At 72.2% G+C, this 20494-nt stretch carries 18 protein-coding genes and 1 pseudogene; 10 read left to right on the forward strand and 9 right to left on the reverse strand.

What is annotated here, in order from left to right; translation table 11 throughout:
- Positions 1-54: 54 nt before the first annotated feature.
- Together ACFYO5_RS14970 and ACFYO5_RS14975 are read right to left on the reverse strand one after the other, a co-directional pair.
- Positions 55-567, reverse strand: coding sequence for a hypothetical protein (locus ACFYO5_RS14970; protein WP_388708614.1), 513 nt, complete (start codon positions 565-567; stop codon positions 55-57).
- A gap of 149 nt (positions 568-716) precedes the next feature.
- Positions 717-1265, reverse strand: coding sequence for a sigma-70 family RNA polymerase sigma factor (locus ACFYO5_RS14975; protein WP_388708617.1), 549 nt, complete (start codon positions 1263-1265; stop codon positions 717-719).
- 221 nt (positions 1266-1486) lie between these two features.
- Between ACFYO5_RS14975 and ACFYO5_RS14980 the strand changes: the two genes are divergently transcribed.
- Entirely contained in the window at positions 1487-2617 is a 1131-nt protein-coding gene (locus ACFYO5_RS14980) for a CapA family protein (protein ID WP_388709253.1), read from the forward strand.
- A gap of 12 nt (positions 2618-2629) precedes the next feature.
- Here the strand turns inward: ACFYO5_RS14980 and ACFYO5_RS14985 are convergent, their stop codons facing one another.
- Positions 2630-3091: a universal stress protein gene (locus ACFYO5_RS14985; RefSeq protein ID WP_356566034.1), complete on the reverse strand. Its 462-nt coding sequence runs from the start codon at positions 3089-3091 to the stop codon at positions 2630-2632.
- Between the two features lie 788 nt (positions 3092-3879).
- Between ACFYO5_RS14985 and ACFYO5_RS14990 the strand changes: the two genes are divergently transcribed.
- Positions 3880-4749, forward strand: a complete 870-nt coding sequence (locus ACFYO5_RS14990) for a polysaccharide deacetylase family protein (RefSeq protein ID WP_388708620.1) — start codon at positions 3880-3882, stop codon at positions 4747-4749.
- 51 nt (positions 4750-4800) lie between these two features.
- On the opposite strand, the gene ACFYO5_RS14995 is transcribed toward ACFYO5_RS14990, so the two are convergent.
- The gene (locus ACFYO5_RS14995; protein ID WP_388708623.1) at positions 4801-5472 is read right to left on the reverse strand and encodes a class F sortase; all 672 of its coding nucleotides are present in this window, start codon (positions 5470-5472) and stop codon (positions 4801-4803) included.
- Positions 5473-6157: 685 nt separating this feature from the next.
- Between ACFYO5_RS14995 and ACFYO5_RS15000 the strand changes: the two are divergent.
- A pseudogene (locus ACFYO5_RS15000) lies at positions 6158-6606 on the forward strand (hypothetical protein).
- Positions 6607-6895: 289 nt separating this feature from the next.
- Here the strand turns inward: ACFYO5_RS15000 and ACFYO5_RS15005 are convergent.
- A complete protein-coding gene (locus tag ACFYO5_RS15005; protein ID WP_356566028.1) occupies positions 6896-7660 on the reverse strand; it encodes a DUF4239 domain-containing protein in 765 nt (254 codons plus the stop codon).
- A gap of 18 nt (positions 7661-7678) precedes the next feature.
- Entirely contained in the window at positions 7679-7807 is a 129-nt protein-coding gene (locus tag ACFYO5_RS15010) for a hypothetical protein (RefSeq protein ID WP_356566026.1), read from the reverse strand.
- 935 nt (positions 7808-8742) lie between these two features.
- Between ACFYO5_RS15010 and ACFYO5_RS15015 the strand changes: the two genes are divergently transcribed.
- The 4 genes from ACFYO5_RS15015 to ACFYO5_RS15030 all read left to right on the forward strand — a co-directional run bounded on the left by ACFYO5_RS15015 (position 8743) and on the right by ACFYO5_RS15030 (position 13506).
- The gene (locus tag ACFYO5_RS15015) at positions 8743-9714 is read left to right on the forward strand and encodes an SCO0930 family lipoprotein (protein ID WP_356566086.1); all 972 of its coding nucleotides are present in this window, start codon (positions 8743-8745) and stop codon (positions 9712-9714) included.
- A 377-nt stretch (positions 9715-10091) separates the two neighbouring features.
- Complete coding sequence (locus tag ACFYO5_RS15020) at positions 10092-10904, forward strand: SAM-dependent methyltransferase (RefSeq protein WP_356566024.1); 813 nt, start codon at positions 10092-10094, stop codon at positions 10902-10904.
- Positions 10901-13036, forward strand: coding sequence for a putative bifunctional diguanylate cyclase/phosphodiesterase (locus ACFYO5_RS15025; protein ID WP_388708628.1), 2136 nt, complete (start codon positions 10901-10903; stop codon positions 13034-13036). Before ACFYO5_RS15020 ends, ACFYO5_RS15025 begins: the two co-directional genes overlap by 4 nt.
- A gap of 50 nt (positions 13037-13086) precedes the next feature.
- Positions 13087-13506, forward strand: a complete 420-nt coding sequence (locus ACFYO5_RS15030; protein WP_388708630.1) for a DUF4440 domain-containing protein — start codon at positions 13087-13089, stop codon at positions 13504-13506.
- 477 nt (positions 13507-13983) lie between these two features.
- Here the strand turns inward: ACFYO5_RS15030 and ACFYO5_RS15035 are convergent, their stop codons facing one another.
- A complete protein-coding gene (locus ACFYO5_RS15035; protein WP_356566018.1) occupies positions 13984-14868 on the reverse strand; it encodes a LysR substrate-binding domain-containing protein in 885 nt (294 codons plus the stop codon).
- Positions 14869-14988: 120 nt separating this feature from the next.
- On the opposite strand from ACFYO5_RS15035, the gene ACFYO5_RS15040 reads away from it, so the two are divergent.
- The 3 genes from ACFYO5_RS15040 to ACFYO5_RS15050 are packed head-to-tail and all read left to right on the forward strand — an operon-like array spanning position 14989 to position 18358.
- A complete protein-coding gene (locus ACFYO5_RS15040; protein ID WP_388709255.1) occupies positions 14989-15660 on the forward strand; it encodes a succinate dehydrogenase in 672 nt (223 codons plus the stop codon).
- Positions 15661-15662: 2 nt separating this feature from the next.
- Positions 15663-17612: a fumarate reductase/succinate dehydrogenase flavoprotein subunit gene (locus ACFYO5_RS15045; protein ID WP_388708632.1), complete on the forward strand. Its 1950-nt coding sequence runs from the start codon at positions 15663-15665 to the stop codon at positions 17610-17612.
- Positions 17609-18358: a succinate dehydrogenase/fumarate reductase iron-sulfur subunit gene (locus ACFYO5_RS15050; protein WP_388708635.1), complete on the forward strand. Its 750-nt coding sequence runs from the start codon at positions 17609-17611 to the stop codon at positions 18356-18358. The genes ACFYO5_RS15045 and ACFYO5_RS15050 overlap by 4 nt, the downstream gene beginning before the upstream one ends.
- Before the next feature lie 391 nt (positions 18359-18749).
- On the opposite strand, the gene ACFYO5_RS15055 is transcribed toward ACFYO5_RS15050, so the two are convergent.
- Positions 18750-19205, reverse strand: coding sequence for a hypothetical protein (locus ACFYO5_RS15055; RefSeq protein ID WP_356566012.1), 456 nt, complete (start codon positions 19203-19205; stop codon positions 18750-18752).
- Between the two features lie 231 nt (positions 19206-19436).
- Positions 19437-20453, reverse strand: a complete 1017-nt coding sequence (locus ACFYO5_RS15060; protein WP_388708638.1) for an LLM class flavin-dependent oxidoreductase — start codon at positions 20451-20453, stop codon at positions 19437-19439.
- Positions 20454-20494: the final 41 nt, after the last annotated feature.

Raw genomic sequence — 20494 nt, forward strand, 5'->3', positions numbered from 1 at the left:
TGACCCAGATGTTCGGAGCGGTCCGGCCCGTGGATTGGTCCCCGTCCGGGATGGCTAGAAAAGATGGATCGCGAGGTGTCCGAGGGGCAGGCCGAGCTGCCACGCGGGCGTCCAGACCTTGGGTCCCTCGTCCTCGCCGACGGGTGCGCCGCCCGGGACCGCGTTGAGGTCGGGGGCGAGCAGCTCGGTCTCCTCCAGCCAGCGCCAGGCCGCCGACGCCAGCTCCAGATCGGGGTCGGGGCCCTCCGACTCGGCTGACCGGGCCGTCAGTTGTGACATGCGTTCGGCGACCCAGTCCTGCCAGGGCTGGTCGTAGGCCGTGAGCGAGAGCCAGGTCTCCAGCTGGGTGACGACCCGGATGCCGGGGAGTTCGCCGTCGGTGTCGGACAGGAAGATGGTCAGCGCCAGGGCGTCGCGCCCGGCGCGGAACTCGAAGGACGTCGGCGGCATGAGATCGCCGGTCCGCAGCAGTTCGTCGGCGATGTACTCGGCGTACAACCAGGCCATGGGGACGGTGAGTTCCCCGCCGCCGGCGCCGTCCGTGCCCTGATGACCTCTGTGCGGCATCCCTTCCTGCCTTCCTCCGGTGCGTGCGCTTCGTTCAGCGCCGGAAAACCGGCGACCGGGCCCCATCCGGAACACGGATAAGGACACCCGATTACTCAACCGGGGTCCACGGCAAGGCGCTTTACGGAGGTTTGACTCGATCGTGGGTTTCAGCCCAGGTCGGGCGCGTATCCGGGAAGCACCCGGCGCAGGGCGCGCAGCGCGTAGTACGCGCGGGACTTCACGGTACCGGGCGGGATGCCGAGGGCTTGGGCGGCTTCCGCCACACTCGCCCCCCGGAAGTACACGAGCACCAGGACGTCACGGTGTTCCGGAGTGAGGGTTTTCACAGCCTCGCGGACATCGAGGGCGGCGGCGGCCCGCTCGGCGTGGTCGCCGCAGACCGGGGCGTTCTCCAGCACCGCGTCCCCGACCTCGGCCGGCCGGGCCTGCCGGGCCCGCCGCGCGTCGATGGCGAGCCGTCGGCCGACGGTGAGCAGCCAGGGCCGTACGGAGTCGAAGGCGTCGGTGCGCAGGGCCTCGGGATGCTGCCAGGCGCGCACCAGGGTCTCCTGCACGAGATCCTCGGCGCGCTGGCGGTCGCCGTCGCACAGCCTCAGCAGCAGCGCGAAGAGCGGCCGGCCGTGCTCGCGCTGGAGCGCGGCGAGTTCGTGTTCGGCGGTCGTCGTCCTGGTGGTGAGGATGGTCCCGGCGGTCATGGGCGTATGGCACCGCAGGGCGCCGGTCGCGGACAGAGTGCGCACGCAGGTCTGCGGCGGACGGTCGATCGCGTCGACGAACGGTTCGACGAACGGTCCGGGCTACGCCGATCGCGGGCATCCGGCCCGGTGGCGGGAGCGCCGGGGCCGTACTTCCCCGCCCATGGATTAGTAGTGGGACGTGCGTAAATATGACAATCCATATGACATGGGGTGATTGGGTGATCGCGCGCAGACACCAGGTGGCCCTGGCGCTGACGGCCCTCCTCGCGGCGGCCGCCGCCTGCCAGGCCCACGACCGCGAATCCGCCTCCGGACGCCCGGCCCCCTCGGCGCAGCGCGGCTTCACGCTCGTCGCCACCGGCGACATCCTCCCGCACGCCTCCGTCGTCGACCGGGCCCGCTTCGACGCCGGCGGCACGGGTCACGACTTCGGCCCGATGTTCGCCGGCATCCAGCCCGTCGTCGCGGGCGCCGACCTGGCGCTGTGTCACCTGGAGACCGTCCGCGGCGCCGCGGACCCGGCCGCCGCCCCCCTGCCCCAGCTCGCCGCAGCCCTCGCCGCCACCGGCTACGACGGCTGCTCCACCGCCTCCGAACACGCCCTCGACGACGGCCCCGACGGCGTACGCCGCACCCTGGAAGCCCTCGACGGCACCGGCGTACGCCACGCCGGCACCGCCCGCTCCGCGACCGAGGCCGCCTCCGTCACCCTCCTGCGCGCGGGCGCCGCCAAGGTCGCCCACCTCGCGTACACCTACGACACCGACGGAGTGCCGCTCCCCGAGGGGCAGCCCTGGGCGGTCTCCCTGATCGACGAGAACAAGATCGTCGCCGATGCGCGGAACGCCCGCCGGGCCGGCGCCGACGTGGTCGTCGTCTCGCTGCACTGGGGCACACCGTGGCAGGACGCCCCGGACGACCGCCAGCTCACCCTCGCCGGAGCCCTCACCGCCTCCCGCACCGGCGACCGTCCCGACATCGACCTGATCCTGGGCGGGCACGCCCACGTCCCCCAGGCGTACGAGAAGGTCAACGGCACCTGGGTCGTCTACGGCCTGGGGGACCAGGTGGCCGGCGAGACACCGAACCCCGCCGGCGTCGTCGACCCGCGCGCCAACCAGTCCAGCGTCGCCCGCTTCACCTTCGCCCCGCCCGCCCGGCCCGGCGCCCGCTGGGAGGTGACGAAGGCCGCCTTCGTCCCCGGACTGTTCGACCTCGACGCGGGCCGCGTCGTCGATCTCGACAGGGCCCTCGCCCAGGGCGCCGACGTACAGGGCGTGCGCGACCGGATCCGCGACCTCGTGCTCAGCCGGGGCGCGGCGCAGGACGGACTGGTGACGGGGGAGTAGCGGGAACGCCGGCTACGGCACCACCGTGACCGGCCACCGCCCCGCCTTCACCAGCCGCACCGCCACCGACCCCACGATCCGGTGACCGGCCTGCTCGGAGGCGCCCACCACCACCGCGTCGGCCTTCAGCTGGTCCGCGGCCTTCACCAGCCCGTTGTACGGGTCGCCGTGGAAGGTGTGGAACTCCCAGCGCACGTCGAATATCCCCCGGGACCGCTCGGTGGCCTCCCGGATCTGCGCCACGATGTCCTGGGCGATCTCGTCGGTCGCCTCCGCGACGGGTGCCCCGAGCGCCGCGCCGGCCGCCATCACCGGCTGCACGTACACCACGGCGAGCAGGGCGCGCTGGCGCCGGGCCAGACCGCCGGCGTAGGCGGCGGCCCGCAGCGAGGAGTCGGAGCCGTCGACGCCGACCACGATGACCTTCGGACCGTCCGTGCCCCGCTCGAAGGGGGAGGGATGCTGTTCCGTCACGGCGAGAGGCTATCGGAACCCGCAGGTCCGGCCGCCGCGCGGGCCGTTCGACCGGCGCGCGGTGCCGTCGGCGCGCGCCTGACGCCACCGCACCGATGCCTCCGCCTCTCCACCCCGGTGAAGGCCGAGCGCCGCCGGGTCCGGCAGCCCGCCCTCGGCACCGACGGGCCTGCGTCCCGCCGTTGGGCCTGCCTGCCGCCGTCGGGTCTGCCTCACCGCCGTTGAGCCTGCCTCTTGTCCCCGGTCTGCGCCCCGCCGTCGCTCCGCCTCCCGCCCCGGTCTGCGTCCCCCCACGGTCTGCCTCTCGCCCCTCTCGCCCTGGGGCGGCCGCTCGCCTCCGGTCCGCCTCCCGCGGCCCCTGGGTCTGCCTCTTGCCTCCGGTCCGCTCCCGCCGCCCCCGGGTCTGCCTTTCGCCTCCGGTCCGCCTCCCGCCCCCGGTTCGCCGCGCGGCCCGGGTCGGTCGCGCAGGAGATGCCGCAGTGCCCCAGCGGGTCACGGACACGTCCAGGCGTGCACGAGCGGCCGCGGTCCGGTGCGCGGTGCGGGACGACGGTCGGCCGGGCGGGGGAGCGCAGACGGTGTCGACGCTGCCGACGGTGCGGGGCCGAGGAAGCGCCCGCCTCGTCTCGCACCCGACCGTCTGCTCACGTGCCTCGCCGGCCCGACCATCCGCCGGACGGCCGCCCGCCCCCGCCGGGGAGACGGCCGCTGCGCCGAGCGGGTGGATTCGTGCCGCCGCGGCGGTGTCGTTGTGGTGCGCCGGGGTCCGGCCGGGCGACTGATGACTCATGCAGAAGGATCAGTTGTTCACCCGGCGCGAGGCGTTGCTCGCCGGCGCCGCCGTCGTCGGCGCGGCCGGCACGGCGTCCCTGTTCGCGTGGAGGGCGGGCGGCGGGTCACCGGTCCGCACCGGCGCCCCGGCGGCCGGTGCCCCCGCGCACCACCCCCCGGGGAGACCCTCCGCCTACCGCCTCCAGCCGCTGACCGGCTACGGCCCACCGCGCACCGCGCCCGCCCGCACCCCCGTGCGGCGCGAGCCGCTGCTGCGGATCACCGGCCGCGGCCGCACGATGGTGCTGACCTTCGACGACGGCCCCGACCCCCGCTACACCCCGGGCATCCTCGACACCCTCGCCGAGTACGACGTCCACGCCATGTTCTTCGTGTGCGGGGAGATGGCCGCCGACCACCCCCACCTGCTGACCCGGATGGCCGACGAGGGACATACCGTCGGCAACCACACCTGGTCCCACCCGCTGCTCACCAAGTTGACCCGCCGCCAGATCCGCTCCGAGATGACCCGCACCAGCGAAGTCGTCGAGGACGTTTACGGCGAGCGGCCGCGCTGGTTCCGCGCCCCCTACGGCGCCTGGAACCGCGCCGCCTTCCAACTCGGCTCGGAACTCGGCATGGAGCCCCTCGCCTGGACCGTCGACACCCTCGACTGGACCACCCCCGGCGCCTCCACCATCGTCGACCGGGTCGAGGACGGCGCCGCCCCCGGCGTGGTCGTCCTCTCGCACGACGCGGGCGGCGACCGCAGTCAGAGCGTGCGCGCCCTGCGCCGCTACCTGCCCCGACTCCTGGACTCCGGCTACCACATCACGGTGCCGCAACGGCAGCGCACCCAAGCCCTCCCACCGGATCCCGCCTTCTGAACCCGGCCCGACCCGCACGCAGGGACCCGCCCCGCCCGGCCGGGGCGCCGCTCAGCGGACCTCGACCAGGCGGGCGAAGGCGACCACGTTCCCGTCGTAACCGTTCGCCTTGGAGAAACCGCCCCCGCAGGTGATCACCCGGAGTTCGGGCGCGCCCTTGGAGGCGTACACCCGGTCACCGGGGAAGTTGTTCTTCTCGAAGACCTCGACGCCGTAGATCTCGAACACCGCCGTCTTCCCGTCCCGGCGGACCACCTCGACGTGATTGCCCTTCTTCAGGGCACCGAGGCCGTAGAACACCGCGGGCCCCTGCGTGTTGTCGACGTGGCCGACGACGACCGCGGTCCCCTTCTCCCCCGGGGAGACGGCGCCGCTGAACCAGCCGGCCAGATTCGGGTCCTCCGGGGGCGGCGCGCCGACCCAGCCGTCCGTGTCCAGGCCGACCTGCATGACCGGGGCGTCGACCTGGATGGCGGGGATCCTGACCCGGTCGGGCTCCGAGAACGGCAGGGCCTGAACGACGTTGCCGAAGGTGCCCCGGGCCGCGGCCGCGTCGGCGGCCGCCGCGGACGCGGGTTGCGGCGGGCCGACGTCGAACTCCCCCGAGCCATTCCGGATGAGCGCGAGACCGGTCAGCAGAACAAGCGCTATCACGCCCCAAGGGGCACGCTTCTTCGGCCGCTCCCCCTCTTCCGCCATTCCGGACAGCCCGTACCCAGACATTCGCCATCCCCTTTCGACGCGGCCGTCGCCACGTCCTTTCGCGCATACGAGAACGCTAAGTCCGGAGCGGGAAACCGGCGACGGGGCGGTGGCGAACGGGTGGCCCGCGTGCCCTTCGGTCCGCCATCCGAGTTGCCGCGCGGAGATATTTTCTGACGGTCCGTGACCTGCGGTGATGGCCGAATGCGCGACCTTCCCCCGGCGTGTCCTCTCACCAGGACGGACCATCGCCGACATGCGGGCGCGCGCACGGCATCTGAGGGTCGAATCGGGAGGCGTTCTCTCGCCGACAGACCGGGGACGGGCCCCGGGGCGCCTTCCGCGGAGGATCACATGCGAAACTCACGCGCCCTGGCGGCCGCGGCCACAGCGGTCGCCGTCCTCGGGCTCGCCGCCCCCGTGGCCGTCGCGGACGGTATGCCGCCCAACCCGGGCAGCCAGAACGACAACAACTGGGTGGACCCCGGAAGCAACAGCGGCGGGGGCCACCAGGGCAACGGCAATTGGGGCGGGAACAACGGCAACAACGGGGGAAACAACGGCAACAACAGCGGCGGGAACGGCAATAACGGCGGCGGGAACAACGGGGGCAACAACGGCAATAACGGCGGCGGCAACAACGGGGGCAACAACGGGAACAACGGCGGGAACAACGGGAACAACGGCGGCGGAAACGGCAACAACGGTGGTGGCAACAACGGTGGCAACAACGGCGGTGGCAACGGGGGGATCTCCCCCAGCAACATCGTGGCGCTGCCCAGCGTCGTCGCCCGCGGTGGTCGGCTGACCGTCACCGTCGACGGCTGCCGGGGCGGCGGCACCATGAGTTCGGACGCCTTCCCGACGACCCACCTCAGGCCCGTCAACGGCGCCAACAACACGGCGCAGGGGACCGCGACGGTCAACAGCAACGCGCGCCCCGGCTCGCACAGCATCACCGTCAACTGCAACGGCCGTACCCTCACCAACCCCACCGCCTTCACCGTCATCGGCGGTGTCCGGGGCGGTCTCGGCGGCAGCAGTTCCAGCGGGGCGACCCCGACCGACATGGCCATCGGCGGCGGACTGGTGGCCGCGGCCGTCATCGGCGGCGGCGTGTTCTGGATGCGCCGGCGCGCGGAGCGCCGGGTCTGACCGCCCCTTGCCGGACCCTTCGCAGCACGGACGCCGGCCCTTCGGGGGACCGGCACCGCACGTCACACGCCTTCGCCCCGGCTCCTTCCGGAGACCGGGGCGAAGGCGTGCCGCGCGGTGCCGTCGGCGACCGTCCTCACCTCGACGACCGAAACGCCGGAAAGGGGTGCGCGCTCCCGCGGTCCCTGTCCCGCGAACGGGGTGACCGGGTGGGCCGCAGGGCAACCGCGTTCCCGCGACCGGGGGACGGCGTCGGCGTGCCGCCCGCCCGTCGCCCCGGCCGGCGCGTTCACCCCTCGGCGTCCGGGAAGAGGCGCAGGAAGGGTTCGGCCGAGGCGGTGATGCCCCGGCTGTAGGGCGCGTCGAAGTCCCAGATCAGGAACAGCAGGAAGGCGATCAGCGCGGAGAACAGCCCCGCCAGGATCAGTTCCCGGGTGGTGCGGCGGATCTGGAGTGCGAAGACCATGCCGACGGTGACGACGGCGCCGGTGAGGAGACCGAACCACACCACTCCGGGCATGGTCGCCCCGGTCGAGCCGGCCCGGTTGTTGCGGGCCTGGTCGGCGGCGGCCATCTGGTCGAGGAGCGGCTGGTAGGCCTGTGCCTCGTAGTCGGACGCGGGCCGGTAGTCGGTGAGGTCGACGCGGAGCCGTTCGAGGAGTTCGTCGCCGCGTTCGGTCACCTCGCCCTTGTCGGCCATGGCCTTCCACTCGGTGGTGACGACGTGGGAGACATAGGCGTCGACGTCCCCCCGGACGCGGTCCCGGACGTCGGACGGGTACACCCGCACCCGCTCCGAGATCTCGTGCAGCGACTGCGCCTCCGCCTGCACGTGATCCTGCGCGACGCTGCGGGCCTCCCAGACACCGGCGATCGCCAGGCCCAGGACGATGGCGTACACCACGCCGATCCACATCGTCATGTACTCGATGACGTCCGGGGTCTCGGAGGGGTCCTCGTCGTCGGAGACCCTGCGGTGCCGGACGAACGTGACGGCGACCACCACCGCGCACGCGGCGAGCATCGCGAGGGTGAGAACAAGCCATTCCGGCAAGAGATGCCTCCTGGGACGTCAACGGGGCCGCAGCGCGGCGACGGCGATGATCGCGGGCGCGGTGATGAGCAGGACGTAGGTGACCGGCGACTGGTGGTGCCGGACGGGTGCCCGACGCGGCTGCGCGTGGTAGGCCGGGTAGGTCACGGGCGACACGGTGGGCCGAGGCGTGGGCTCGGGCGGCGGTGTGGGCGTGGGCGGCTTCGGGGCCGGCGCGGGCGCGGGCGGCCGTGGTGGGACGGGCACCTCGGGCTTCGGCGGTGCGGGCCGTGCGGGCGCGACGGGCGGCGCGGGCCTGGGCCTCGCCTGAGGTGGTGGGGCCGGTGGCGGGGTCGGCCTGGGGGTCGGCCGCGGGGTGGGCTTCGGCGGGGGTGGCGTCGGCTTCGGAGGAGGCGGCGTCGGCTTCGGCGGCGGTGGGGGCTCGGGCTTCGGAGGGGTCGGTGTCGGTGTCGGGCACCCCGGCGGGGGCGGCCATCCGAGGTTCCCCGCGACCGCCACCGCCTCGGTGCCGTCCGGGTCCGTCGAGGCGGAGGCGCAGGCGTCGGCCACGGCCGTCCCGGCCGGTACGGCCATGAGGATCCAGGCCACGGTCACCAGGGCCAGCGCCCTGGTCGACAGGGCGGATCGGGTCGATTCGGATCCATGCACGACGAGATCATGGGGCCTTGTGCGTGGGCACACGTCCGCGTGCGGGGGTGATTGCCCCGAACGGAGGACGTCCGCCGCCCCGGGTTTGCCGGCCGGGCGCTCGCACGTCCGGCTGTGCGTACGCACGTGCGAGACGATCCCCCGGGCTGGACCGTGCCACGGAACCCCCCGTCGACCCCGGGTACGGGCTTGCGGCGACCCCGCGTACTCACGGGCCTGCCGGGGCGCGCGTACCGGCCCCGCGGCGGCGCGTACCGGTGCCGGGGCGGAGGTCGGGTGCTCGGGTGCGGGTGGCCCGGAGGAGGCGGCGGCACAGGTGGCGAAAAGAAATCTGTGCCGCCTTTGAACACAATGACCCCCGCCATGCGTACCCATGACCGTGCGGCGGCGCAGCAGGGCGCTGCAACACCCTTGGGATGATCGGGGAGTTGAAGATGAAGACCTCCTGGCGGAGCGCCTCACTCGTGGCGAGCGCTGTGTCTGTTCTGGCGCTGACGACGGCGTGCGGTCAGGAAGGCGGTACCGCGGCGTCCAGCCAGAACGTGGGTGTCACGGCCCCGGCCGGCACCGTCGCCGGCGTGGGCAGCGGGTACGAAGGCGTCGGCGCGGGCACCAGCCCCAGCGCCGGTGCTCCGGGGGCCGTCGGTGCGGGCGGCGCCGCCGAGGCCGGTACGGCGGGCCAGCTGGCCGTCTCCGCCAACGCGGAGCTGGGCAAGGTGCTGATCGACGCGGCCGGCATGACGCTGTACCGGTTCGACGCGGACACCGCGGAACCGCCCAAGTCCAACTGCGACGGCGACTGCGCGAAGACCTGGCCGCCCGTGCCGGCCGACGACGCCACCGCCGGCGACGGCATCGACAAGTCGCTGCTCGGCGAGGTCACCCGCACCGACGGCAGCAAGCAGCTGACCGTCGACGGCTGGCCGGTGTACCGCTACGCCAAGGACGCCAACGCCGGTGACACCAACGGCCAGGGCGTCGGCGGCAAGTGGTTCGCGCTGGCCCCCGACGGCAAGAAGGCCAAGTCGGCCTCCGCCGCCGCCGGTCTGTCCGTGCGCGAGGACCCCAACCTCGGCTCCATCGTCGTCGACAAGAACGGCATGACGGTCTACCGCTTCCTGAAGGACGAGGCGTGGCCCAAGCCGGTGACCGCGTGCCTGGGCGCCTGCCTGGAGAAGTGGCCGGCCGTCGCCCCGGTCGCCACCAACGACACCGAAGGCGTCCAGAAGAAGGGCCTGATGAGCTTCACCCGGCCCGACGGCGTCAAGCAGATGACGGTCAACTGCTCGCCGATCTACACCTTCTCCGGTGACAAGGCCCCGGGGGACATCAACGGTCAGGGCGTCGGTGGCACCTGGTACGCCGTGGCCCCCGACGGCAAGCTGGTCGGCGCGCCGAAGCAGTAGGGATCACCTCCCCGGGGCACCGCCTCCCAGGGCGTCAGCGCCCAGGACCGATCCCCGCTCCCACGACGGCTCGTACGATCCGGTCCGCCCCCTCCGCGCCGCACGGAGGGGGCGGACCTCTGTGCTGCCGGGGCTGCCGGACCGCCCCGCCTCCCACCGGCGGTGGTGCGGGTGGTTTCGCCGCGCTTCATCCGGTTCGGGGACGGCTCCGCAGGACATCGGGTACTTTTCGTGAGCACCTCCGGGTATGTCATTTCGGCACGTGCCGCAGGCAGTGACCGGGAACGGACGGTCAATTTCCGTTTCCACTCGCCCTGTTGGCGGGCGATCAGTAGCCTCTGCTCGAACACCGGATCGCCTACGCCTTGGAGAGATTGATGGATCGTCCCGCCTGGGCCCCCCGGAGCATCGACATCTCCGTGCCCAGTGTCTCGCGGATCTACGACTACTACCTGGGCGGTTCGCACAACTTCGAGGTCGACCGGGAAGCGGCCCGCAAGGCCATGGAGTTCCTGCCGGGACTTCCCAAGATCATGCAGGCGAACCGGGCGTTCATGCGCCGTGCGGTGCGCTACGCGGCCGGCGAGGGCATCACCCAGTTCCTGGACATCGGTTCAGGCATCCCCACCTTCGGCAACGTCCACGAGGTGGCCCAGGCGGTCCGGCCCGGCGCCCGGGTCGTCTACGTCGATCACGACCCCGTCGCCGTCGCGCACAGCCAGGTGGTGCTGGAGGGTGACACGGACACCGCGGTCGTCGCCGCCGATCTGCTCAAGCCGCGGGACATCCTCTCCAGCCCGCAGGTGGGTCAACTGATCGACCTCGAGCGGCCCGTGGCGCTGCTGCTGGTTGCCATACTGCACTTCGTGGAAGACACGGACGACCCCTACGCCGCGGTCGCCGAGCTGAGCGCCGCGCTCGCGCCCGGCAGCCTGCTCGTCCTCACGCATGCCTCGTACGAGGGAATCCCGCTGCCGCAGGGACGGGCCGAGGGCGCGGTGGACGTATACAAGGACATTCGCAACCCGCTGGTCATGCGCTCGCGTGACGAGATCGCACGGTTCTTCGAGGGGTACGACATGGTGGAACCGGGACTGGTGCCGATGCCGCACTGGCGGCCGGAGACGGCACCGGAGGACGAGGACCCGTTCGCCTTCTCCGGTTTCGCGGGCGTGGGGCGCACTTCGTGACCGCCGAACCGGACGGGCCGGAGGACAGACTGCGGCGGTTCGCGACGATCTGGAGCCGGGCGGTCTTCCCGGTCACCTCCACGTCGCTGACCCGGCCGGAGCTGGAGGAGCGACTCCTGCCGCTGGCCCGGCGGTTGAGCGAGGCACTGCGCGCCAGGAACTTCGACGCTGAGGTACCGAAGGCGGTCGGGGCCGCCCTCGTCGGCGCCCACTGCACCGATCCGGAGGCCCTCGCCCACAGCCTGGACTGCGTCGACGCCTACCTGGTGCTCTACTGCGGCGAGGACGGACCCCAGGAGGATCTGCGCATCCGCTGCTCCCGGCTCCAGCACGGCATGGCCGCCGGGTTCGCGCACGCCCTGCGCGAGCGCACGCTGACCGAACAGGAGGCCATCGCACAGGCCGCGTTGCGGGCCCAGGGGGTGGTGGCACAGGCGTTGCACGCCAGCGAGGCCCGCTTCCGCGCGGTCTTCGAGGGCGCCGCGATAGGAATCGGCATCGCCGACCTGGAGGGCAACATCCTCGAGGTCAACGGGGCGCTGGTGCGCATGTTCGGCGGCGGCGAGCAGGCCGTCCGCGGGCGCAACGTCAGCGAGTGGACCCACGCCGACGACGCACCCCAGGTCTGGCGGCTCTACGAGGAGCTGGTGCGCGGCGAGCGCGAGCACTACCACGTCGAGAAGGCGTTCTACCGTCCCGACGGCACCGTCCTGTGGACCAACCTGACGGTCTCGCTGCTGCGGGACGCCGACGGACGGCCGCAGTACCAGCTCGCGCTCATGGAGGACACCACCGAACGCCGGCTGCTCAACCTCCGGCTGCGGTACGAGGCCACCCACGACGCGCTCACCGGCCTGCCCAACCGCACGCTGTTCTTCGAACGCCTGGAGAAGGTCCTGGCCGCCGGCGACGGCCAGCGCTTCGGCCTGTGCTACCTCGATCTGGACGGTTTCAAGACGATCAACGACAGCCTCGGGCACGCGGCCGGCGACCGGCTGCTCGTCGAGGTCGCCGACCGGCTCCAGTCCTGTGCGACCGCGCCCGGCGAGATGGTCGCCCGGCTCGGCGGCGACGAGTTCGTGGCGCTCACCACCGGCCCCGACACCCACCGCGAGGTCGACGACCTCGCCGCGCGCATCATGAACGCCCTGGTCGCGCCCGTGCGCATCGAGGGCCGGGAGCTGACCGTACGCGGCAGCATCGGCATCGTGGAGGGACCGGCGGCGGAGCGCAGCCCCGCGGAGGTGCTGCGCAGCGCCGACATCACCATGTACCGGGCCAAGTCGGCGGGCGGCAACCGCTTCGAGCTGGCCGACCCCGAGGCCGACGCCCGCGCGATCACCCGCCACGGTCTGACGACGGCGCTGCCGGCCGCGCTGGAGCGGGGTGAGTTCTTCATCGAGTACCAGCCGCTCGTCCACCTGGGCGACGGCAGTGTGCGCGGCGCGGAGGCCCTGGTGCGCTGGCTGCACCCGCAGCACGGCGTGCTCGGCCCCGACCGGTTCATCCCGCTCGCCGAGCACACCGGGCTGATCGTGCCGCTGGGCCGTTGGGTCCTGGAGCAGTCGGTACGCCAGGTCCGCGACTGGCGCCTGCGCAGCGGCGAGACGGGTCCCCTGCGGATCAACGTCAACCTCTCGCCGTGCCAGCTCACCCACCCGGGGCTGGTGCAGGACACCGTCGACATCCTGGAACGCGCGGGCGTGACGCCCGAGGCGCTGTGCCTGGAGGTGACCGAGTCGGCCCTGATCGGCGCCGACGACGACCTCCTCAAGCCGTTGCGCAGGCTGGCCGAGATGGGCGTCGACATCGCCCTGGACGATTTCGGAACCGGTTACTCCAACCTCGCCAACCTGCGCAGGCTGCCGGTGAGCGTTCTCAAGCTGGACCGCTCCTTCACGCAGAGCATGCAGCAGTTCCCCGCCGACCCCGTCGACCTCAAGATCGTGGAGGGGATCGTCTCGCTCGCCCACAGCCTGGACCTCGCGGTCACGGTCGAGGGCGTGGAGACCGGCGCCCAGGCCGAGCAGCTGCGCATACTGGGCTGCGACACGGCCCAGGGCTGGTACTACGCCCGCCCCGGCCCGCCGGACCGCCTGCACGAACTGGCGCTGGTGGACGCCACGGGGTGACGGCACCACTCGGTTGCGGGAGGAGCCGGGTCACGCGCGATCATGTGCGCATGACCCAGGAACCAGACGAGGTGGCCGCGGCGGTTGCGGGCGAACTGAGCCTCATGGACCCCGCCGTCCGCTCCTCCCGCACCGAGACCGCCCGCCTGCTCGACCCCGAGTTCACCGAGGTGGGCGCCTCCGGCCGCCGCTACACGTACGCCGAAACGGTGGCCGAACTCCCCGACCATCCCGGCAGCTCCCCGACGGGCCCCCGCTACGAGCCCTCGGCGATCAGAGGCGTACTCCTGGCGCCCGGCCTGATCCACCTGACCTACGACACGGACTTCGACGGCCACCGCGCCCACCGCAGCTCCCTGTGGCGCAAGCAGGACGAGCACACGGGCTGGCGCATGTACTACCACCAGGCCACCCCGTACACCAGCCCACAGAGACCCGACCACGAGGACACCACCCCCACGACCCCATAGTCGCCGGCCCAGGCCCCCCACCCAGGGGCGCGAGGAACCGCGCACCCAGCGACAACACGGCCGCACGCTGCAACGGCTCCCTCAGCCCCTGAGCCAATGGCCACCGGCCCAGGCCTCCCACCCAGGGGCGCGAGGAACCGCGCACCCCAGCGACAACACGGCCGCACGACGCAAGGGCCCCCATGCCCGCCGCTCCAGGAGGCCGACCCAGGGGCGCGAGGAACCGCGCACCCCAGCGACAACACCGCCGCACGACGCAAGGGCCCCCTGCCCGCCGGTCCAGGAGGCCGACCCAGGGGCGCGAGGAACCGCGCACCCCAGCGACAACACCGCCGCACGACGCAAGGGCCCCATGCGGCGCCGGTCCAGGAGGCCCACCCAGGGGCGCGAGGAACCGCGCACCCAGCGACAACACCGCCGCACCGAACACCAAGCCCCCCACCCCCAACCCCACCGGCCCAAGCGGCGCAGCCACCCTCACCGCTCCAGCAGCATCCGCTGCAACTCCCGAGCCGCCCGAGGCGGAGCCACATCACTGCGGTGCGCCAGCGCGATCACCCGATGCAACCCCGGCCGAGCCAACGGAGTGACCCGCAGTCCCTGCCCCGACCGCACAGCGACCATCCGGGGCACGACCGCGGCGCCCAGCCCCGCCCGCACGAACCCGAGCACCGCGTCCATCTCCCCGCCCTCCACCGCGAAATCGGGCTCGAACCCAGCGGAGCGACACGCGGCGACGGTCAGTTCCCGCAGGTCGTAGCCGTGCCGGAACATCACGAGGCGTTCGCCCTCCAGGTCGGCGACGCGCACGGTCCGGCCGCCGTGGCCCGGCGGGGGCGCCTCGGGCGAGGACACCACCACGAGGTCCTCCCGCAGCAGCTCGACCGTCGTCAGAGCGGGGGAGGGCGTCGGCAGCGGCAGCACCACCAGGGCGAGGTCGAGCGCGCCGCGTGCCAGCTCCCGCACCAGGTCGTGGGAGCCGCCCTCCTCGATGAGCAGCCGGATGCCGGGGTAGCGGTCGTGGAAGGCGCGCAGCACGTCCGGCAGCAGACCGGTGCACAGGCTGGGCGTCGCCCCCAGTCGCACCCGGCCGCTGCGCAGCTGCACCAGCTCCTGCACCTCGTGGCGGGCGGTCTCGGTGTCCGCGAGGATCCGGCGCGCGAGCGGCAGCAGTGCCTCACCGGCGTCTGTGAGCGTGATGTTGCCGCGCGCTCGCTGGAACAGGTCGGCCCCCAACTCCCGCTCCAACGCCTTGATCTGCTGCGACAGGGAGGGTTGCGCGACATGGACCAGCTCGGCGGCCCGGGTGAAGTGCCGGGTCTCGGCGACCGCCACGAAGTACTGGAGCTGTTGGAACTGCATGCGGCCAGGATAGGTGTTCCCTATGGAAACGAGCCGGACCATGTCTTGGACTGATGGGGCCGTTCGCCCGTAGCGTCCTGTTCCATGGCTCTGGCAACGCGGACGGACCGACGGACGTCCATGGCGCGCACCGTGTGGGACTCCTCCGTCGGCAAGAAGACGGTGATGGCCGTCAGCGGTCTGATCATGCTCCTGTACCTGGTCGCCCACATGATCGGCAACTTGAAGATCTTCTTCGGGCCGGGGGAGTTCAACCACTACGCGCACTGGTTGCGCACGGTCGGCGAGCCGTTCATGCACGAGGAGTGGACGCTGTGGCTGATCCGGGTCGTCCTGGTCGTCGCGGTGGTCGCGCACGCCGTGTCCGCGTACCAGCTGAGCCGCCGCGGCCTCGCGGCACGCCCGGACAAGTACGTCCACAAGAAGGCCCGGACGAGCTACGCGACGCGCACCATGCGCTGGGGCGGGATCATCCTGGGCCTGTTCGTCGTCTGGCACCTCCTGGACCTGACGACCGGCACCGCGCACCCCGGCGGCTTCCAGGAGGGCCGGCCCTACCAGAACGTCGTGGACACCTTCTCCACCTGGTACGGCAACGCCGTCTACATCGTCGCGATGCTCGCCCTCGGGCTGCACGTCCGGCACGGTTTCTGGAGCGCCGCCCAGACCCTGGGCGTCGGCAGCCGCGCCCGCGACCGCGCCCTCAAGACCGTCGCCGACATCCTCGCGCTGCTGCTCACGGCCGGCTTCGTCGCCGTACCCGTGGGCGTCATGACCGGAGTGGTGAGCTGAACATGACTTCCTACGCGGACTACACGACCGGCGAGCCCGTCGTCGACGCCAAGGCCCCCGGCGGGCCGATCGCCGAGCGCTGGGACACGCGCCGCTTCGAGGCCCGGCTGGTCAACCCGGCCAACCGGCGCAAGCACACCGTCATCGTCGTCGGCACCGGCCTCGCGGGCGGCTCCGCCGGCGCCACCCTCGCCGAACAGGGCTATCACGTCGTCCAGTTCTGCTACCAGGACTCCCCGCGCCGCGCCCACTCGATCGCTGCGCAGGGCGGCATCAACGCGGCGAAGAACTACCGCAACGACGGCGACTCCGTCCACCGGCTGTTCTACGACACCGTCAAGGGCGGCGACTTCCGGGCGCGGGAGTCCAACGTGCACCGCCTCGCGCAGATCTCCGTCGAGATCATCGACCAGTGCGTGGCGCAGGGCGTGCCCTTCGCCCGGGAGTACGGCGGCCTCCTCGACACCCGCTCGTTCGGCGGCGTGCAGGTGTCCCGCACGTTCTACGCCCGCGGCCAGACCGGTCAGCAACTGCTGCTCGGCGCCTACCAGGCGCTCAGCCGGCAGATCGCCGCGGGCACCGTCGAGATGCACCCGCGCACCGAGATGCTCGACCTGATCGTCGTCGACGGACGGGCGCGGGGGATCGTGGCGCGGGACCTGATCACCGGCCGGATCGACACGTACTTCGCCGACGCCGTCGTACTCGCCAGCGGCGGTTACGGGAACGTCTTCTACCTGTCGACCAACGCCATGAACTCCAACGCCACCGCGGTCTGGCGCGCGCACCGGCGGGGCGCCCACTTCGCCAATCCCTGTTTCACGCAGATCCATCCGACCTGCATCCCGCGCACCGGCGACCACCAGTCGAAGCTGACCCTGATGAGCGAGTCGCTGCGCAACGACGGCCGGATCTGGGTGCCGAAGGAGAAGGGCGACGACCGGCCGCCGAACCGGATCCCCGAGGACGAGCGCGACTACTACCTGGAACGGCTCTACCCCTCCTTCGGCAACCTGGTCCCCCGTGACATCGCCTCCCGCGCCGCCAAGAACGTCTGCGACGAGGGGCGGGGCGTCGGCCCCGGCGGCCAGGGCGTCTACCTGGACTTCGCCGACGCGATCACGCGGATGGGGCGTGCGGCCGTCGAGGCCAGGTACGGCAACCTCTTCGACATGTACCAGCGGATCACCGACGAGGATCCGTACCGGGTGCCGATGCGGATCTACCCCGCCGTCCACTACACGATGGGCGGCCTGTGGGTCGACTACGACCTCCAGACCACCGTCCCCGGCCTCTTCGCGATCGGCGAGGCCAACTTCTCCGACCACGGCGCCAACCGGCTCGGCGCGTCCGCGCTGATGCAGGGCTTGGCCGACGGCTACTTCGTGCTGCCCGCCACCATCAACGACTACCTCGCCCGCAACCCGCGGCAGAGTGAGGTCGGCGACGACCACCCCGTCGTGCAGGAGGTGCTGGCGGAGACCCAGGACCGTCTCCACCTGCTGCTGTCCGTCGACGGCGACCGCACGCCCGACTCCTTCCACCGCGAGGTCGGCGAACTGATGTGGGAGTTCTGCGGCATGGCCCGCACCGACTCCGGCCTGCGCAAGGCCCTCGAACGGATCCCGCAGATCCGCGAGGAGTTCTGGCGGCGCGTCAAGGTCCCCGGCACCGGGGAGGAGTTCAACCAGTCCCTGGAGAAGGCCAACCGCGTCGTCGACTACCTGGAGCTGGCCGAGCTGATGTGCCTCGACGCGCTGCACCGCGCCGAGTCCTGCGGCGGCCACTTCCGCGAGGAGTCCCAGACCCCGGACGGCGAGGCCGCCCGCCGGGACGAGGAGTTCGCGTACGCGGCCGCCTGGGAGTTCACCGGCACCGGCGAAGCACCCGTCCTGCACAGGGAAGACCTGGCCTTCGAGTACGTCCACCCCACCCAGCGGAGCTACGCATGAAGCTCACCCTGCGCGTCTGGCGGCAGAGGAACACCGACGCCGACGGCGCCATGTCCACGTACGAGGTGGACGGCATCTCCTCCGACATGTCCTTCCTGGAGATGCTCGACACCCTCAACGAGGAACTCATCCTCAAGGGCGAGGATCCCGTCGCCTTCGACCACGACTGCCGCGAGGGCATCTGCGGCGCCTGCTCCCTCGTCATCAACGGCGACGCGCACGGGCCGGAACGCACCACCACCTGCCAGCTGCACATGCGGTCCTTCCGGGACGGCGACACGATCGACGTGGAGCCGTGGCGGGCGTCCGCGTTCCCCGTGATCAAGGACCTGGTCGTGGACCGGTCGGCCTTCGACCGGATCATCCAGGCCGGCGGCTACATCACCGCCCCCACCGGGGCCGCCCCCGAGGCGCACGCCGCCCCGGTGCCCAAGCCGGACGCCGACCTCGCGTTCGAGCACGCCGAGTGCATCGGCTGCGGGGCCTGCGTGGCGGCCTGCCCCAACGGCGCGGCGATGCTCTTCACCTCCGCCAAGGTCAACCACCTGAACGTCCTGCCGCAGGGCGCGCCCGAGCGGGAGACCCGTGTGCTCGACATGGTGGCGCAGATGGACGAGGAGGGCTTCGGCGGCTGCACGCTGGCAGGCGAGTGTGCCACCGCCTGCCCGAAGGGCATCCCGCTGGTCTCGATCACCGGGATGAACAAGGAGTGGCTGCGCGCCACCCGCAAGGTGGCCAGGCGCTGAGCGCACACCGCACAGCAGGAGAACGTTCGCCGAGACGCGCGGACGGGCGGGGCCGGGAGTGGTGCTCATCCCCGGCCCCGTCTGGCTTTCCGGCCCCGCGGCGCGTCAGGCATGCAGCGACCCCACACCCACGCTCCCCGGCAGCCGTCGGCACCGTGCCCCGAAAGAGAACACCGACGGCCTTGTGCGGCAGTGCCTTTCGAGGGGCACTGACTCGGCCCGGCACAGCCGCGAGGACCTGGACGCGGTCGCAGCCGCGCTCGACAGCCGCCCACCTGAGGCGCTCGGCCGGGCAGCCCCGGCCGAGCGCCTGTCCCGGAAGCGGTGGGAAGCCCCCGCTCGTGGCCTTCGAAGGCCACGAGCGGGGGCGACGGCCATGAGCCCGAGGTCGTCAGAACCTGTACAGGGTGACAGTGACCGACCCGTCGTCACCGCGGATGGTGTACTCGCCGGGACCCTCGACCGGCAGGCACCCGACGGCGAGTTCGTCATCGGCGTTGATGCCGGTGTCGTCCTCGTTCACCAGGGCGCACACCTCGGTGACGGGGTGGTCGACGTACCTCATCTCGTAGAGGCTGTGGTCGGGGTAGCGGGGAAGGGTGGGGGTGTTGATGCCGACGTCAGGGTGCTGCCACAGTGCGGTCTCCTGGCCCCAGGGCGCCTGCACCCAGACCCTTCCGTAGGGCTCGGGCAGGTCGTTGTCGTCCTGCTCCTGGGGGTTGGAGAAGTCGATCGAGTACAGGACGGGTCCGGGTGCCGCTGCCTGTGCCGAGGTGGTCGCCCCGCCGAGCAGCAGCAGCACTGTCGAGGCCACGGCCGCCAGTCGGCCTGTGGACTTGATACGCATCCCTCTCCCCTTTCACTTGCCGTAACCGTGCGGCTACGGAGAGTAGATTAGGAGAGGGGGGCGGCCGATCGTGGGGAGCGATGGCTAAACCACTCAGGGGACTGGCTCCGAAGCTCACCTCGCACGACAAGTGCGCTGCCCGGCGCATCGCGTGCTTCCGCTTCCTGTGCGGCATCTGAACTGCCCGCCCACCAGCGGCACCGGTCGGTCGCCCGAGCCCTCCGGCCGGAGTCAAGGGCGCGGTCGGCGGTCCCCGTGCACCACGGCCGCCAGCCGTCGGTAGGAGTCCAGGAGTGCCCGACGGTCGTAGGTGCTGGTCGTGACGAGGACCTCCTCGGCCCCCGTGTCCTTCAGTACCCCTTCCAGTTCGTGGGCGACCTGTTCCTCGGTGCCGGCGATCTGACCGGCCAGGGCGGAATCGTAGAAACCCCGTTCCCGCGCCGTCATCGACGAAGCCTCGACCCGCTCGGCCGGGGGCAGTGGCGGGAACGTTCCGCGCGTGCGGGAGTGCGCCGCCGACCAGGCTTCCGGGATCAGCAGCCGGCGGGCCTCCTCGGGCGTCGCGGCGACCGCGACGGTCCCGGAGACGATGACGTACGGTTCCGCGGCCCAGGGGGAGGGGCGGAACCGGGCGCGGTAGTCGTCGACGCCGCGCCGCAGCCGGTCCCGGTCGCGCAGATCGCCGATGACCATCGGCAGTCCCGCCTCCGCCGCGATCCGCGCGCCCTCGCCCATCGCCAGCACGAACGGCGGCACGGTCAGCCCCTCGGCGGGGCGGGCGTGCACACCGGTCGGCGAGGTGCCGTCGAACCAGCCGAGCAGTTCCCGCAGTTGGGCGCCGAAGTCCTCGGCGTCGCCCTTGTCGCGCCCCAGTGCCCTGCGGACCCCGTCGGTGAAGCCGACCGAGCGGCCCAGGCCCATGTCGATCCGGCCGGGGAACAGCGACTCCAGCACCCCGAACTGCTCGGCGACGACCAGTGGACGGTGGTTGGGCAGCATCACCCCGCCCGTGCCGACCCGGATCGTGGCGGTCGCGGCGGCGACGGCGGCGGCGAGGACGGTCGGCGCGGAGCCGGCGACACCGGGCACCCCGTGGTGCTCGGACACCCAGAAGCGGTGGTACCCGAGCGCCTCCGCCTCCCGCGCCAGCGCCACGGTGTCCCGCAGCGCCGCGTCGGCCGGATGCCCCTCGCGTGTGCGGGAACGGTCGAGGACGGAGAACCTGGCGGCTTCGATCACTGAACTCACACGGTGTTCAACGCATGGCGGGCGCCGCGATTCCCGTACGG

It is taken from the genome of Streptomyces sp. NPDC006259 (genome assembly GCF_042870975.1).
Taxonomy (GTDB): Bacteria; Actinomycetota; Actinomycetes; order Streptomycetales; family Streptomycetaceae; genus Streptomyces.